The organism is Cellulosimicrobium funkei, from assembly GCF_900155925.1.
In the GTDB taxonomy this organism is placed as follows: Bacteria; Actinomycetota; Actinomycetes; order Actinomycetales; family Cellulomonadaceae; genus Cellulosimicrobium; species Cellulosimicrobium funkei.
Window position 1 is genome coordinate 224,445 of sequence record NZ_FTMI01000008.1, and the last position, 14,690, is coordinate 239,134.

Here is a 14,690-nt window from a genome sequence, read left to right on the forward strand (position 1 = left end):
GGGGTCTGACCGGACCGGCCCCCCGCCGTGGGGGTCCGTCGTGCGCCGGTCGTCCCGCGCCCCGCCACCCCGGGGCTCCAGCCGAAGGACCGCCATGACCGTCTCCACCACGCCCGCCCGCACGGACCGCCCCGCCGCCAGGACCACGCCGCCGTGGAACCGGCAGCGCCCGTCGCCCATGCCGTCGTCCCGCTACGCCGACGTCCACGCCCGTGTCGACGTGCCCGACCTGCCCGACCGCCGCTGGCCGAACCGCCGGCTCACCCAGGCGCCGCTGTGGGTCCCCGTCGACCTGCGCGACGGCAACCAGGCGCTCGCGGAACCGATGGACCCGGCGCGCAAGCGCCGCTTCTTCGAGCTGCTCGTCGCGATGGGGTACACCGAGATCGAGGTGGGCTACCCGTCGGCGTCGCAGACCGACTTCGACTTCGTGCGCCTGCTCGCCGAGACCGACCTCGCGCCCGAGCACCTGACCGTCGTCGTGTTCACCGCCGCGCGCGCCGACCTCATCGCGCGCACGGTCGAGTCCGTGCGCGGGCTGCGCAACCCGGTCGTCGTCCACGTGTACGCCGCGACGGCGCCCGACTGGCGGGACGTCGTGCTCGGCCGCGACCGCGAGGAGCTCGCCCGGCTGATCACCGACGCCGGGACCGAGGTGCTGCGCCACGCCGGCGACGACCCGCGCGTCCGGTTCGAGTTCTCGCCCGAGGTGTTCAACCTCACCGAGCCCGACTACGTGCTCGACGTGTGCGACCGCATGACGACGCTCTGGGACGCGACGCCCGAGCGGCCCGTCGTCCTCAACCTCCCCGCCACGGTCGAGGTCGCGACGCCCAACGTCTACGCCGACCAGATCGAGTACATGGACCGGAACCTCGCGCGCCGCGACGGCGTGATCCTCTCGGTCCACCCGCACAACGACCGGGGCACCGGCGTCGCGTGCGCCGAGCTCGCGGTCCTCGCGGGCGCGCAGCGCGTCGAGGGGTGCCTGTTCGGCAACGGCGAGCGCACCGGGAACGTCGACCTCGTGACGCTGGGCCTCAACCTGCACGCGCAGGGCGTCGACCCGATGGTCGACTTCTCCGACCTCGACGCGATCCGCGACGTCGTCGTGGCGTGCAACCGGATCGACGTCCACCCGCGCCACCCGTACGTGGGCGACCTGGTGCACACCGCCTACTCCGGCACCCACCAGGACGCGATCCGCAAGGGGATGGCGCGGCACCGGGCCGACGCCGCGGCGGCCGGCCTCGACCCCGCGGTCGCGCCGTGGCGCGTGCCGTACCTGCCGGTCGACCCCGCGGACCTCGGGAGGTCGTACGAGGCCCTCGTGCGCGTGAACAGCCAGTCCGGGAAGGGCGGCGTCGCGTACGTGCTGCAGTCCGTCCACGGCCTGGACCTGCCCCGGGGCCTCCAGGTGGACCTCGCGCGCCGTGTCCAGGAGCACGCCGACGCCACCGGTGCCGAGGTGACGCCCGACGTCCTCCTCGCGCTGTTCGACGCGGCCTACGCGCGCCCGGGCGCCGTCGCGCCCGTCGCATGGACGAGCCGGCGCGCTGACGGCGGGACGGAGCACCTCGACCTCGAAATCACGGTCGACGGCGAGAGCGTCGCCACGTCCGGGACGGGCACCGGCGCGGTCGACGCCCTCGTCGACGCGCTGGCCCGCCTCGGCCGCCCGGTGGAGGTCCTCTCGCTCACCCAGCAGTCCGTCGGCAGCGGGAGCGACGCGACCGCGGTGACCTACCTCGAGCACCGCGGCCCCGACGGCGGCCCGCGCTGGACCGTGGGTCGTGACGCGTCCGTCCTGGGAGCGGCCGTCCGCGCGGTCTGCGCGGCGGCGGCCTGAGGTCGGGTTCGCGGGTCTGCGGGGATCTACGGCCCGCAGGGTCGGGTCCGCGGGTCTGCAGGTATCCACGGCCCGCAGGGTCGGGTCCGCGGTGGGGTCGGACCGTGCGCTCGGACTGGCGCACCGTCGCCCTGGTCTTCCGGGCGGAGGTCGAAGGAGTGCGCCTTGACGTCCTTCGCGCACGGTCCGACCCCACCGCTCGTCCTGTCCCGCACCGCACGACCGAGGTCAGGCCCGGCGGTTCGGTCAGGCTCGGCCCGTCGCCTCGGTCCCGGACGTTCCGCTGAGAAGCGAGAAGTGGCCCCTCCGAGCCCCGCTCGTGGGGCCACTTCTCGCTTGTCGTCACCGCATGTCGGCTCGGACGAGTCCGGCGGACCGGCCGCGGGGCTGGAGGCCGATGCCGATCCGCGGACGTGACCCGCGGACCGTTGACCCCACCAGCTCGACCCCGCGTACCGTGGGGCGGGACCTCCGGCCCGACCGTTGCATAAGTATGTATAGTGATGCATATGACGATCAGAGTCGCGGTCGCGGGTGCGTCCGGGTACGCGGGCGGGGAGACGCTCCGCCTGCTCGCCGGGCACCCCGAGGTGGAGATCGGCGCCGTGACGGCGCACAGCAACGCGGGCACGCTCCTCGGCGAGCACCAGCCGCACCTGCGATCCCTGGCCGACCGCGTGCTCCTGCCGACGGCGGTCGAGCACCTCGTGGGGCACGACGTCGTCGTCCTCGCGCTGCCGCACGGTGCCTCGGGCGAGATCGCGGCGCAGCTCCCCGATGACGTGCTCGTGCTCGACCTCGGCGCGGACCACCGGCTCGAGTCCGCGGCGGACTGGTCGGCGTTCTACGGCTCCGAGCACGCGGGCACGTGGCCGTACGGGCTGCCGGAGCTCCTGCTGACGAACGTGCCGGGTGCCGCGGCGACCGAGACCAGGCAGCGTGAGCGGCTCGCCGGTGCGCGGCGCGTGGCCGTCCCCGGGTGCAACGTCACGGCTGTCACGCTCGGCATCCAGCCGGGCGTCGCCGCCGGGCTCGTCGAGGGCACGGACCTCGTCGCGGTGCTCGCCAACGGGTACTCGGGCGCGGGGAGGTCGCTCAAGCCGCACCTGCTCGCGTCCGAGGCGCTCGGGTCGGCGCAGCCGTACGCCGTCGGCGGGTCGCACCGGCACATCCCGGAGATCGCGCAGAACCTGCGGGCCGCCGGAGCCCCGGCCGTGAGCATCTCGTTCACGCCGACACTCGTGCCCATGTCGCGCGGCATCCTCGCCACGGTGACGGCGCGCCTGTCCGACGACGCCGCGCGCCTCGACCCCGCGGCGCTCGACGCGCGCGTCCGCCAGGCCTGGGAGGACGCGTACGTGGGAGAGCCGTTCGTCCGCGTGCTGTCTGCGGGGCAGTGGCCGACGACGGCGATGACCCTCGGCGCGAACACCGCGCTCGTCCAGGTCGCGGTCGACCACGCGGCGGGCCGCGTCGTCACCGTCACGGCGATCGACAACCTCGTCAAGGGCACCGCGGGCGCCGCGGTGCAGTCCATGAACATCGCGCTCGGCCTGCCGCAGACGGCGGGCCTCACGACCGAGGGGGTCGCCCCGTGACCGTCACCACCCCGCAGGGCTTCCGGGCCGCCGGCGTCGCCGCCGGGCTCAAGTCCACGGGCGCGCGCGACGTCGCGCTCGTCGTCAACGACGGGCCGCTCGACGTCGCCGCGGCCGTCCTCACGACGAACCGCGTGTTCGCGGCGCCGGTCGCCTGGACGCGCCAGGCCGTGCGCGACGGGCGCGCGACGGCCGTCGTGCTCAACTCGGGCGGCGCGAACGCGTGCACCGGGCCGGAGGGCTTCGCCGACACGCACCGCACGGCGGAGCACGTCGCCGACGTCCTCGCGACGTCGGCGGGCGACGTGCTCGTCTGCTCGACGGGCCTCATCGGCGTGCGGCTGCCCATGGACACGCTCCTCGCGGGCGTCGACGCCGCCGCGGCGGCGCTCGCGGACCCGGTCGCCGCGGTCGACGGCGGCGGCGACGCCGCGCTCGCGATCATGACGACGGACACCGTGCCGAAGACGGTGGCGGTGGTCCGCGAGGTCACCGACGCCACCGCGACGGACGGCGCCGCGACGTGGTCCGTGGGCGGCATGGCGAAGGGCGCGGGCATGCTCGCGCCGGGCCTCGCGACCATGCTCTGCGTGCTGACGACGGACGCCGTCGTCGACGCCGCGACGGCCGACGCCGCGCTGCGGGCCGCGACCCGCACGACGTTCGACCGCGTCGACTCCGACGGCTGCATGTCGACGAACGACACCGTGATCCTGCTCGCCTCGGGCGCGTCGGGGGTCGAGGTCGGTCTCGACGCGCTCACCGACGCCGTCACCGAGGCGTGCGGGTCGCTCGCGCGCCAGCTCGTCGCCGACGCCGAGGGCGCGAGCCACGACGTCGCCGTCACAGTTGTCAACGCGGCCAGCGAGGACGCCGCGGTCGCCGTCGCGCGCGCCGTGACGCGGTCCAACCTGTTCAAGGCCGCGATCTTCGGCAACGACCCGAACTGGGGCCGCATCGTGTCCGCCGTCGGGACCGTCCCCGAGGACGTCGCGCCGTTCGACGCGCTCCTGCTCGACGTGTCGGTCAACGGCGTCCAGGTCTGCCGGGCCGGGGGAGTGGGCGAGCCCCGCGAGCTCGTCGACCTCGCGGCCGAGCGCGAGGTGCGCGTCGAGATCGACCTGCACGCCGGCTCCGCGAGCGCGACCGTCTGGACCAACGACCTCACGCACGACTACGTCCACGAGAACAGCGCGTACTCCTCATGAGCGACCCCACCACGCCCACGCCCCACCCGGACGACGCCGCGTTCGACACCCGCACCGACCTGCGCCCCGAGCAGAAGGCCGAGGTGCTCGTCGAGGCCCTGCCCTGGCTCGAGGAGTTCGCCGGCGCGCTCGTCGTCGTCAAGTACGGCGGCAACGCCATGGTCGACGACACGCTCAAGGCCGCGTTCGCCGAGGACATGGTGTTCCTGCGCCGCGTCGGGCTGCGCCCGGTCGTCGTGCACGGCGGGGGCCCGCAGATCTCCGCGATGCTCGACCGGCTCGGCATCGAGTCCGAGTTCCGCGGGGGCCTGCGCGTGACGACGCCGGAGGCGATGGACGTCGTCCGCATGGTCCTCACCGGCCAGGTGTCGCGCGAGCTCGTCGGCCTCATCAACGCGCACGGCCCGTACGCCGTCGGGCTCTCGGGCGAGGACGGCGGCCTGCTGCAGGCCCAGCGCCGGCACGCGACCGTCGACGGCGAGCCGGTCGACGTCGGTCTCGTCGGCGACGTCGTCGAGGTGCACCCGTCCGCGGTCCAGGACCTGCTCGACGCCGGCCGCATTCCCGTCGTGTCGACCATCGCCCCCGACCTCGAGGACCCGACCCAGGTGCTCAACGTCAACGCGGACACCGCGGCCGCGGCGCTCGCGGTCGCGCTCGGCGCGAAGAAGCTCGTCGTCCTGACCGACGTCGAGGGCCTGTACACGTCGTGGCCGGACCGCGGGTCGCTCGTCGCGCAGATCACGCGCTCCGAGCTCGCGGCGCTCCTGCCGTCGCTCTCGGCGGGCATGGTCCCCAAGATGGAGGCGTGCCTGCGCGCCGTCGAGGGCGGGGTCCCCGCGGCGACGGTCATCGACGGCCGCGTGCCGCACTCGACGCTGCTCGAGGTCTTCACCACCCAGGGCAACGGGACGATGGTCGTCCCCGACGCCGCGGGCGCGCCGGCGCCCGCGCTCACCACGACCGCCGGAGGGGCCGCGTGAACGCGCTCGACCACCCGACGGGCGCGCCCGCGCCCGCACCGACGACCACCGTGACGGCCCCGGCCGACGGCTCCGTCGCGCAGTGGACCGACCGCTACACCCACGCGGTCATGGACACGTTCGGCCCGCCGCAGCGCGTCCTCGTGCGCGGCGAGGGCGCGTACGTGTGGGACGCCGACGGGAAGCGGTACCTCGACCTGCTCGCGGGCATCGCGGTCAACGCGCTCGGCCACGCGCACCCGACGCTCACGGCGGCGGTCTCGGCCCAGCTCGGCACGCTCGGGCACGTCTCGAACTTCTTCGGCACCCCGACGCAGATCGCGCTCGCCGAGCGCCTGCTCGCGCTCGCGGAGGCGCCCGAGGGGTCGCGCGTGTTCTTCACGAACTCGGGCACGGAGGCGAACGAGGCGGCGTTCAAGATGACGCGCCGCACGGGCCGCACGCGGGTCCTCGCGCTCCAGGGCGGCTTCCACGGGCGGACGATGGGCGCGCTCGCGCTGACGTCGAAGGCCGCGTACCGCGAGCCGTTCGAGCCGCTCCCCGGCGGCGTCGAGTTCGTCGCGTTCGACGACGTCGCCGCGCTCGAGGAGGCCTTCTCGCCCGCGGCCGTGGCGGCCCGCGGCGAGGTCGCGGCGCTCGTCGTCGAGCCCGTGCAGGGCGAGGCCGGCGTGCGCGCGCTCTCGCCGGGCTACCTCGTCGCCGCGCGCGAGCTCACCGCGCGCCACGGCGCGCTGCTCGTCCTCGACGAGGTGCAGACCGGCGTCGGGCGCACCGGCTCGTGGTTCGCCTACCAGCAGCCGGAGGTGGGTGGCGGCGTCGTGCCCGACGTCGTCACGCTCGCCAAGGGCCTCGGCGGCGGGTTCCCCGTCGGTGCAGTGGTCGCGTACGGCGAGCGCGCGGCGACGCTGCTGGGCCGCGGCCAGCACGGGACGACGTTCGGCGGCAACCCCGTGGCGGCGGCGGCGGCGCTCGCGACGCTCGGGGTGATCGAGCGCGACGGGCTCCTCGAGAACGTGCGGGCCGTCGGGGCGCTCCTGCGCGACGGCATCGTCGCGGCCGGGAACCCGCTCGTCGCGGGCGTTCGGGGCCGCGGCCTCCTGCTCGCCGTGCAGCTCACGCGGCCCGTCGCGGCCGACGTCGCGCGCGCGGCGCTCGACGCGGGCTTCGTCGTCAACGCCGTCGCGCCCGACGCGATCCGGCTCGCGCCGCCGCTCGTCCTCACGGCCGACCAGGCGCGCGACGTCGTCGCGTTCTTCGCCGCGGTCGCGCTCCCCGAGGACCCCGCCGCCCCGGCCGGCGCACCCACCACCCCCACGACCGACCCCACGACGAGGAGCTCCTGATGGCCCCCCGGCACTTCCTGCGCGACGACGACCTCACGCCCGCCGAGCAGCGTCAGGTCCTCGAGATCGGCCTCGCGTTCCGCGACGACCGCACGTTCCGCCAGCCGCTCGCCGGGCCGCAGGGCGTGGCCGTCCTGTTCGACAAGCCGACGCTGCGCACGCAGCTCTCGTTCGCGACGGGCATCGCCGAGCTCGGCGGCTTCCCGGTCGTCGTGGACGGCCGGCTCGCCCAGGTCGGGGTGCGCGAGTCCGTCGCGGACGTCACGCGCGTCCTCGACCGGCAGGCGTCCGCCATCGTGTGGCGCACCTTCGGCCAGGACCGGATCGAGGAGATGGCGGCGATCAGCCGGGTCCCGGTCGTCAACGCGCTCACCGACGACTTCCACCCGTGCCAGATCCTCGCGGACCTCCTGACGATCGCCCAGCTCCGCGGCGGGACGGGCGCGCTCGCGGGCCAGACGCTCGCGTACGTCGGCGACGGCGCGAACAACATGGCGCACTCCTACCTGCTCGGCGGCGCGACCGCGGGCCTGCACGTGCGGGTCGGCACACCGGACGGGTACCCGCCGCACCCGGTCTTCGTCGCCGACGCCGAGCGGATCGCGGCCGAGACCGGCGGCTCGGTGCTCGTCACGGCCGACCCCGTCGAGGCCGTCGCGGGGGCGGACGTCGTCGCGACCGACACGTGGGTGTCGATGGGCGACGAGGCGGAGGCCGAGGACCGCGCCCTGCCGTTCGTGCCGTACCAGGTGAACGACGAGCTCCTCGCATACGCGCAGCCCGACGCGATCGTGCTGCACTGCCTGCCCGCCTACCGCGGCAAGGAGATCACCGCCGAGGTGATCGACGGCCCCCGCTCGGCGGTGTGGGACGAGGCGGAGAACCGGCTGCACGCGCAGAAGGCGCTGCTCACGTTCCTCCTGGAGCGGTCGTGACCGAGGCCCGCACGGCGACGACGAAGACGGCGCGCCACGCGCGCATCGCCGAGATCGTGCGCCGCACCGAGATCCACTCCCAGGCGGAGCTCGCGCGCGAGCTCGAGCGCGAGGGCCTGTCGGTGACCCAGGCGACGCTGTCGCGCGACCTCATCGAGCTGCGCGCGGAGAAGGTGCGCGGCGCCTCGGGCGCGCTCGTGTACGCGGTGCCGGGGGAGGGCGGGGACCGCAGCGTGCAGACCGCGGAGTCGCCCGAGTACCTCGCGGCCCGGCTCGCGCGCCTGTGCTCGGAGATGCTCGTGTCCGCCGAGGCGTCCGCGAACCTCGTCGTGCTGCGCACGCCCCCCGGTGCCGCGAACTACCTCGCGTCGGCGATCGACCACTCCGTGCTCCCGCACGTGCTCGGCTGCATCGCGGGCGACGACACGATCCTCGTCATCGCGCGCGACCCCGACGGCGGCGCGGACCTCGCGCGGCGCTTCCTCGAGCTCTCCGGACCCCACGGCGGGCCCGTCCCCGGCACGCCGGACTGACCGCCGTCGGCCCACGCCCCGCGCGGCCGCGGCGCCCTGCGAGACTGGACCCCGGACCCCACCCGCACGTCACAGAAAGAGACCGTCATGACTGAACGCGTCGTGCTCGCCTACTCGGGCGGCCTGGACACGTCGGTGGCCATCGGCTGGATCGCCGAGGCCACGGGCGCCGAGGTTGTCGCCGTCGCGGTCGACGTCGGCCAGGGTGGGGAGGACCTCGAGGTCATCCGGCAGCGTGCCCTGGACTGCGGCGCCGTCGAGGCGTACGTCGCCGACGCGCGCGACGAGTTCGCGGCGGAGTACTGCATGCCCGCGCTGCGCGCGAACGCCCTGTACCTCGACCGGTACCCGCTCGTCTCGGCGCTGTCGCGTCCGGTCATCGTCAAGCACCTCGTGCGCGCGGCGCGCCAGTTCGGCGCGACGACCGTCGCGCACGGCTGCACGGGCAAGGGCAACGACCAGGTGCGCTTCGAGGTCGCGACGACGTCCCTCGCGCCCGAGCTCAAGATGATCGCGCCCGTGCGCGACCTCGCGCTGACGCGCGAGAAGGCCATCGAGTACGCGGAGAAGCACGCGCTGCCCATCGCCACGACGAAGCACAACCCGTTCTCGATCGACCAGAACGTGTGGGGGCGCGCGGTCGAGACCGGCTTCCTCGAGGACATCTGGAACGCGCCGACCAAGGACGTCTACAACTACACCGACGACCCCACGTTCCCGCCCGTCGCGGACGAGGTCGTCGTCACGTTCGAGCAGGGCGTCCCGGTCGCGCTCGACGGCGTCGCGGTGACCCCGCTGCAGGCGATCCAGGAGATGAACCGCCGCGCGGGCGCCCAGGGCGTCGGGCGGATCGACATCGTCGAGGACCGGCTGGTGGGCATCAAGTCGCGCGAGGTCTACGAGGCGCCGGGCGCGATCGCCCTCATCGCCGCGCACCAGGAGCTCGAGAACGTCACCCTCGAGCGCGAGCAGGCCCGCTTCAAGCGCGGCGTCGAGCAGCGCTGGACCGAGCTCGTCTACGACGGCATGTGGTTCAGCCCGCTCAAGCGCTCGCTCGACGTGTTCGTCGACGACACCCAGCGCTACGTGTCCGGCGACGTGCGCCTCGTGCTGCACGGCGGGCGCGCGACCGTCACGGGCCGGCGCTCGGACGCGAGCCTCTACGACTTCAACCTCGCGACGTACGACGAGGGCGACTCGTTCGACCAGTCGCAGGCCAAGGGATTCATCGAGATCTACGGTCTCACCGCGAAGCTCGCCGCCGCGCGCGACGAGAAGTTCGGCAACGGTGTGGACCTCGGGACGGGAGCGCTGTGAGCACGCACGACGACCAGGACGGCACCGCCGTCGAGCCGACCGAGACGGCGCGCGTCAGCCTGTGGGGCGGCCGGTTCGCGGGCGGCCCCGCCGACGCGCTGGCCGCGCTGAGCAAGTCCACGCACTTCGACTGGCGCCTCGCGGGCCAGGACGTCGCGGGCTCGAAGGCCCACGCGAAGGTCCTGCACGCGGCCGGCCTGCTCGACGACGACGAGCTCGACGGCATGCTCGCGGCGCTCGAGCGCCTGCGCGAGGACGTCGCGTCGGGCGCGTTCGTCGCGGCCGCCGACGACGAGGACGTGCACACCGCGCTGGAGCGCGGGCTCATCGAGCGTGCCGGGCCCGAGCTCGGGGGCAAGCTGCGCGCGGGCCGGTCGCGCAACGACCAGATCGCGACGCTCACGCGCATGTACCTGCGCGACGAGGCGCGCACGATCGCGCGACTCGTCCTCGACGTCGTCGACGCGCTCATCGAGCAGGCCGCCGCGCACCCGGGCGCGGCCATGCCCGGCCGCACGCACCTCCAGCACGCCCAGCCGGTGCTCCTCGCGCACCACCTGCTCGCCCACGCGTGGCCGCTGCTGCGCGACGTCGACCGGTTCATCGACTGGGACGTGCGCGCCGCGCGCTCGCCGTACGGGTCGGGGGCGCTCGCGGGCTCGTCGCTGGGCCTGGACCCGGCCGCGGTCGCCGCGGAGCTCGGGTTCGACGGCCCGGTCGAGAACTCGATCGACGGCACCGCGTCGCGCGACGTCGTCGCGGAGTTCGCGTTCGTCGCCGCGATGCTCGGGGTCGACCTCTCGCGCCTCGCGGAGGAGGTCATCCTCTGGGCGACGAAGGAGTTCGGCTTCGTGCGCCTGCACGACTCCTACTCCACGGGGTCGAGCATCATGCCGCAGAAGAAGAACCCCGACGTCGCCGAGCTCGCGCGCGGCAAGGCGGGCCGCCTCATCGGCGACCTGGCGGGCCTGCTCGCGACGCTCAAGGGCCTGCCGCTCGCGTACAACCGCGACCTCCAGGAGGACAAGGAGCCGGTGTTCGACCAGGTCGACACGCTCGAGGTGCTCCTGCCCGCGTTCTCCGGCATGGTCGCGACCCTCGAGTTCGACACCGACCGGATGGCGTCGCTCGCGCCGCAGGGGTTCTCGCTCGCGACGGACGTCGCCGAGTGGCTCGTGCGTGAGGGCGTGCCGTTCCGCGTCGCGCACGAGGTCGCGGGCGCGTGCGTGCGCACGTGCGAGGAGCGCGGCATCGAGCTGTGGGACCTCTCGGACGACGACCTCGCGTCCATCTCCGAGCACCTCACGCCGGGCGTGCGCGACGTGCTGAGCGTCGAGGGCTCGCTCGCGTCCCGCGACGCCGTGGGCGGCACCGCCCCGGTGCGGGTCGCCGAGCAGCTCGAGGCCGCGAAGGAGCGCTCGGCCGAGTACCGCTTCTGGGCCCAGGACTGACGGTGCCCCGGCTCGCGGTGCGGTGCGCGTGCCCGGCGGCGCGGGCGTGAGCGTCGGTCCGGACGTCCTCGCCGAGCTCGTCCGCCAGGTGCGCGACGCCGTCCCGCGCCTCGGCCCGCCCGGCCCGGGCGCGCTCGCCGCGGGGGAGCCGACGGCGTCGGGCACGCGCCTCGTCGTGGTGGACGGGCCCGCGGGCTCGGGCAAGACGACCCTCGCGGCCCAGCTCGGGGGCGCGCTGCCCGCCCAGGTGCTCCACATGGACGACCTCTACGAGGGCTGGCGCGGCCTCGAGCCCGCCTGGGCGCGGCTCGACGCGTGGGTGCTGACGCCGCTCGCCGCGGGCCGTGCCGGGCGGTACCGCCGGTACGACTGGCACCTCGACCGCTTCGCCGAGTGGCACGACGTCCCGGCCGCGCCGTACCTCGTGGTCGAGGGCTGCGGGGCGGGGCGGCGCGAGGCCGACCAGGTCGCGGCGCTGCGCGTGTGGGTCGAGGCGCCGGACGACGTCCGGCTCCGGCGCGGCCTCGACCGGGACGGCGAGGACCAGCGCGACCACTGGCTCGCGTGGATGGTCGCGGAGCGCGAGCACTACCGCCGCAACGGCACGCGCGAGCGCGCGGACGTCGTCCTCGACGGGTGGGGTCGGCTCGTGCGCACCGGGCGGACGGCGCCCGGCCCGGGCCCGACCGCGCCCCGCACGGACGTGGGCGGCGAGGCGTAGATTGCCCGGGACGGGAGGTGGTGGCATGCCGGCGGAAGCCTGGACGGACACTGCGACGGACACGGCGACAGACACTGCGGGGAGCGCGGCGACGGGCACGGTGACGAGCACGGCGGCGGGCACCACGACAGGTGCCGCGACCGGGACGAGCGAGGCCGGGGGCGCGCGCGTCGTCGGGCCGTGGGACGCCCCGGCGCGCGGCTGGTACGCGCGCGACGTGCACGAGGTCGCGCGCGACCTCCTGGGCGCCCTGCTCACGCGGCGCAGCGCCGAGGGCGACGTCACGCTGCGGATCACCGAGGTCGAGGCGTACGACGGCGAGCGCGACCCGGGCTCCCACGCCTTCCGCGGGCGCACCGAGCGCAACCGCGCCATGTTCGGCGAGCCGGGCCGCCTCTACGTCTACCGCCACCTGGGTCTGCACCACTGCGTCAACGTCGTGTGCGGGCCGGTGGGCCGCGCGTCCGCCGTCCTGCTGAGGGCCGGGGAGGTGACCGACGGCGTCGGGCTCGCCCGGTCTCGCCGGGTGGCCGCGGGCCGGTGCGACTCGGACCGTCAGATCGCGCGTGGCCCGGCGCGCCTCGCGGTCGCGCTCGACCTCGACCTGCGCCACTACGGCGCGGAGCTGACGGACCCGGACGGCGAGCTCGTGCTGCACCGGGCGACGGACGGGCCGCACCGGCCGCCGATCGCCACGGGACCGCGCGTGGGCGTGTCGGGCGACGGCGGGGACGGCGAGCTGTTCCCCTGGCGCTACTGGCTCGCGGGGGACCCGACGGTGTCCGCCTACCGCCGCGTGAGCGCGCGGTCCCGCTGAGCCGGGGCCGTCGACGCGCGGCACACGGTCCGGCGCCGCCCGCGAGGTGGGCGGTGGCGGGGCGACGGCGTCCGGCACGGCAGACTAGGACCCGCGGCCCGGACGGGGCCGCACCCTCGTGCCCGCACGGCGGGCACTCGACGAAGGAGCAGAAGTGAGCGACGTTCTCGACGAGCTGCAATGGCGAGGCCTGGTGGCGCAGTCCACCGACGAGGCCGCGCTGCGCGCCGCGCTGGCCGAGGGCCCGATCACCTATTACTGCGGCTTCGACCCGACGGCGCCGAGCCTGCACCACGGGCACCTGGTCCAGCTCCTCCTGCTGCGCCACCTCCAGCTCGCCGGCCACCGGCCGATCGCGCTCGTGGGCGGCGCGACGGGCATGATCGGCGACCCGCGCCAGTCGGGGGAGCGGGTGCTCAACTCGAAGGAGACGGTCGCCGACTGGACCGAGCGCCTGCGCGGCCAGGTCTCGCGCTTCCTGGACTTCGAGGGGGAGAACGCGGCGCGCGTCGTCAACAACCTCGACTGGATCTCGGAGATGTCGGCGATCGACTTCCTGCGCGACGTGGGCAAGCACTACCGCCTCGGCACGATGCTCGCCAAGGACACGGTGGCGCGCCGCCTGAGCTCGGACGAGGGCATCAGCTTCACGGAGTTCAGCTACCAGATCCTCCAGGGCATCGACTTCCACGAGCTCTACCTGCGCCACGGGGTCACGCTGCAGACCGGCGGGAACGACCAGTGGGGCAACCTGCTCTCGGGCGTCGACCTCATCCGTCGGACGGAGGGCGCGTCGGTGCACGTCATGACGACGCCGCTCATCACGAAGGCCGACGGCACGAAGTTCGGCAAGACCGAGGGCGGCGCCGTCTGGCTCGACGCCGACATGATGAGCCCGTACGCGTTCTACCAGTTCTGGCTCAACGCGGCGGACGACGACGTCGTGCGCTTCCTGAAGATCTTCACCTTCCGCTCGCGCGAGGAGATCGCGGAGCTCGAGGCCGCGGTCCGGGAGCGGCCGGGGGCGCGGGAGGCGCAGCGCACGCTCGCCGCCGACGTGACGACGCTCGTGCACGGGGCGGCGGCGACCGACGCGGTCATCGCGGCGAGCCAGGCGCTGTTCGGGCGTGGCGAGCTCGACGCCCTCGACGAGCGCACGCTCGAGGCGGCGGTCGCCGAGCTGCCGCGCGCGACGGCGCAGGTCGGCGACCCGGTCGTCGACCTCCTGGTGGCGTCGGGCCTCGTCGCGTCGAAGGGGGCGGCGCGCCGGGCGGTCGCGGAGGGCGGCGCGTACGTCAACAACGTCAAGGTCACCGGTGAGGACGTGACGCTCGGGGCGGACGACCTGCTGCACGGACGGTTCGCGCTCCTGCGCCGGGGCAAGAAGACCCTCGGGGTCGCCGTCGCCGGCTGATCCGGAGGGCGAGGGACAGGAGGGGCCGGGCCGCGTCGAGCGGTGCCGGCCCCTCCTGCGTCGGGTCCCGCGAGGACGGCACGGAGCGGATTTGGCACTCCCGCGGAGCGCGTGTAGTGTTCTCGACGTTCGCCCGGCAGGGAGGAACGGACACCGGGTCTCGATCATCCGAGACGGTGGCTGGTCCCCCGGGCGGTCCCCTCGAAGATCGTCAGGGCGCTTCGCGCGCCCTGAGGATGTTCGAGGCTGCTGGCTCCACGGCCGGCCCTCCGAGTTCGGAACACCGAGTTGGAAGGGACACCGAGGATCTGGTAGATTGGAGAAGTTGCCCCAAGCGAGGTTCTGCCCGGTCGGGTGGTGCTGAGTTGGTGTGTGTCGGTTGTTTGAGAACTCAACAGTGTGCTTGTTAGTCAATGCCAAATTTTTTGTCCCTGTGGCATGGCTGGCCTGGTTGCCCGTCCGGGTGGTTGGGTTGGTTGTGTCTGGGATTCCTTTGGTTGATTTCGGAAGATGATGTCATC

12 protein-coding genes are annotated in these 14,690 nt (G+C 74.5%); all 12 read left to right on the forward strand.

Annotation, left to right across the window (positions count from 1 at the left end):
* The first annotated feature begins 94 nt into the window (after positions 1-94).
* The 12 genes from BXA05_RS18300 (at position 95) to tyrS (ending at position 14,169) form a co-directional block, all read left to right on the forward strand.
* Complete coding sequence (locus BXA05_RS18300; RefSeq protein WP_076406577.1) at positions 95-1,849, forward strand: 2-isopropylmalate synthase; 1,755 nt, start codon at positions 95-97, stop codon at positions 1,847-1,849.
* Positions 1,850-2,352: 503 nt separating this feature from the next.
* Positions 2,353-3,447 carry an N-acetyl-gamma-glutamyl-phosphate reductase gene (gene argC, locus BXA05_RS18305; RefSeq protein WP_076406578.1) on the forward strand — a complete coding sequence of 365 codons (1,095 nt, stop codon included), beginning with the start codon at positions 2,353-2,355 and terminating at the stop codon, positions 3,445-3,447.
* Positions 3,444-4,655, forward strand: coding sequence for a bifunctional glutamate N-acetyltransferase/amino-acid acetyltransferase ArgJ (argJ, locus tag BXA05_RS18310; RefSeq protein ID WP_076406580.1), 1,212 nt, complete (start codon positions 3,444-3,446; stop codon positions 4,653-4,655). The genes argC and argJ overlap by 4 nt, the downstream gene beginning before the upstream one ends.
* Entirely contained in the window at positions 4,652-5,638 is a 987-nt protein-coding gene (gene argB / locus BXA05_RS18315) for an acetylglutamate kinase (protein WP_021482919.1), read from the forward strand. The genes argJ and argB overlap by 4 nt, the downstream gene beginning before the upstream one ends.
* Positions 5,639-5,688: 50 nt before the next feature.
* Positions 5,689-6,981 carry an acetylornithine transaminase gene (locus BXA05_RS18320; protein WP_076406625.1) on the forward strand — a complete coding sequence of 431 codons (1,293 nt, stop codon included), beginning with the start codon at positions 5,689-5,691 and terminating at the stop codon, positions 6,979-6,981.
* Entirely contained in the window at positions 6,981-7,916 is a 936-nt protein-coding gene (gene argF / locus BXA05_RS18325) for an ornithine carbamoyltransferase (RefSeq protein WP_061269213.1), read from the forward strand. Before BXA05_RS18320 ends, argF begins: the two co-directional genes overlap by 1 nt.
* The gene (locus tag BXA05_RS18330) at positions 7,913-8,449 is read left to right on the forward strand and encodes an arginine repressor (protein ID WP_043655538.1); all 537 of its coding nucleotides are present in this window, start codon (positions 7,913-7,915) and stop codon (positions 8,447-8,449) included. Before argF ends, BXA05_RS18330 begins: the two co-directional genes overlap by 4 nt.
* An 87-nt stretch (positions 8,450-8,536) precedes the next feature.
* A complete protein-coding gene (locus BXA05_RS18335; RefSeq protein WP_076406581.1) occupies positions 8,537-9,766 on the forward strand; it encodes an argininosuccinate synthase in 1,230 nt (409 codons plus the stop codon).
* Entirely contained in the window at positions 9,763-11,217 is a 1,455-nt protein-coding gene (argH, locus tag BXA05_RS18340; protein WP_076406583.1) for an argininosuccinate lyase, read from the forward strand. The genes BXA05_RS18335 and argH overlap by 4 nt, the downstream gene beginning before the upstream one ends.
* A 46-nt stretch (positions 11,218-11,263) precedes the next feature.
* Entirely contained in the window at positions 11,264-11,938 is a 675-nt protein-coding gene (locus tag BXA05_RS18345; protein ID WP_211435876.1) for a uridine kinase family protein, read from the forward strand.
* A gap of 100 nt (positions 11,939-12,038) precedes the next feature.
* Positions 12,039-12,755 carry a DNA-3-methyladenine glycosylase gene (locus BXA05_RS18350; RefSeq protein ID WP_425291929.1) on the forward strand — a complete coding sequence of 239 codons (717 nt, stop codon included), beginning with the start codon at positions 12,039-12,041 and terminating at the stop codon, positions 12,753-12,755.
* A gap of 154 nt (positions 12,756-12,909) precedes the next feature.
* Positions 12,910-14,169: a tyrosine--tRNA ligase gene (gene tyrS, locus BXA05_RS18355; RefSeq protein ID WP_076406586.1), complete on the forward strand. Its 1,260-nt coding sequence runs from the start codon at positions 12,910-12,912 to the stop codon at positions 14,167-14,169.
* Positions 14,170-14,690: the final 521 nt, after the last annotated feature.

What these genes read in the sequence shown, in the direction of transcription:
- argB (WP_021482919.1), top strand. Translation starts at nt 4,652, where the DNA reads ATGAGCGACCCCACCACGCCCACGCCCCACCCGGACGACGCCGCGTTC.
- BXA05_RS18300 (WP_076406577.1), top strand. Translation starts at nt 95, where the DNA reads ATGACCGTCTCCACCACGCCCGCCCGCACGGACCGCCCCGCCGCCAGG.
- BXA05_RS18335 (WP_076406581.1), top strand. Translation starts at nt 8,537, where the DNA reads ATGACTGAACGCGTCGTGCTCGCCTACTCGGGCGGCCTGGACACGTCG.
- argF (WP_061269213.1), top strand. Translation starts at nt 6,981, where the DNA reads ATGGCCCCCCGGCACTTCCTGCGCGACGACGACCTCACGCCCGCCGAG.
- argC (WP_076406578.1), top strand. Translation starts at nt 2,353, where the DNA reads ATGCATATGACGATCAGAGTCGCGGTCGCGGGTGCGTCCGGGTACGCG.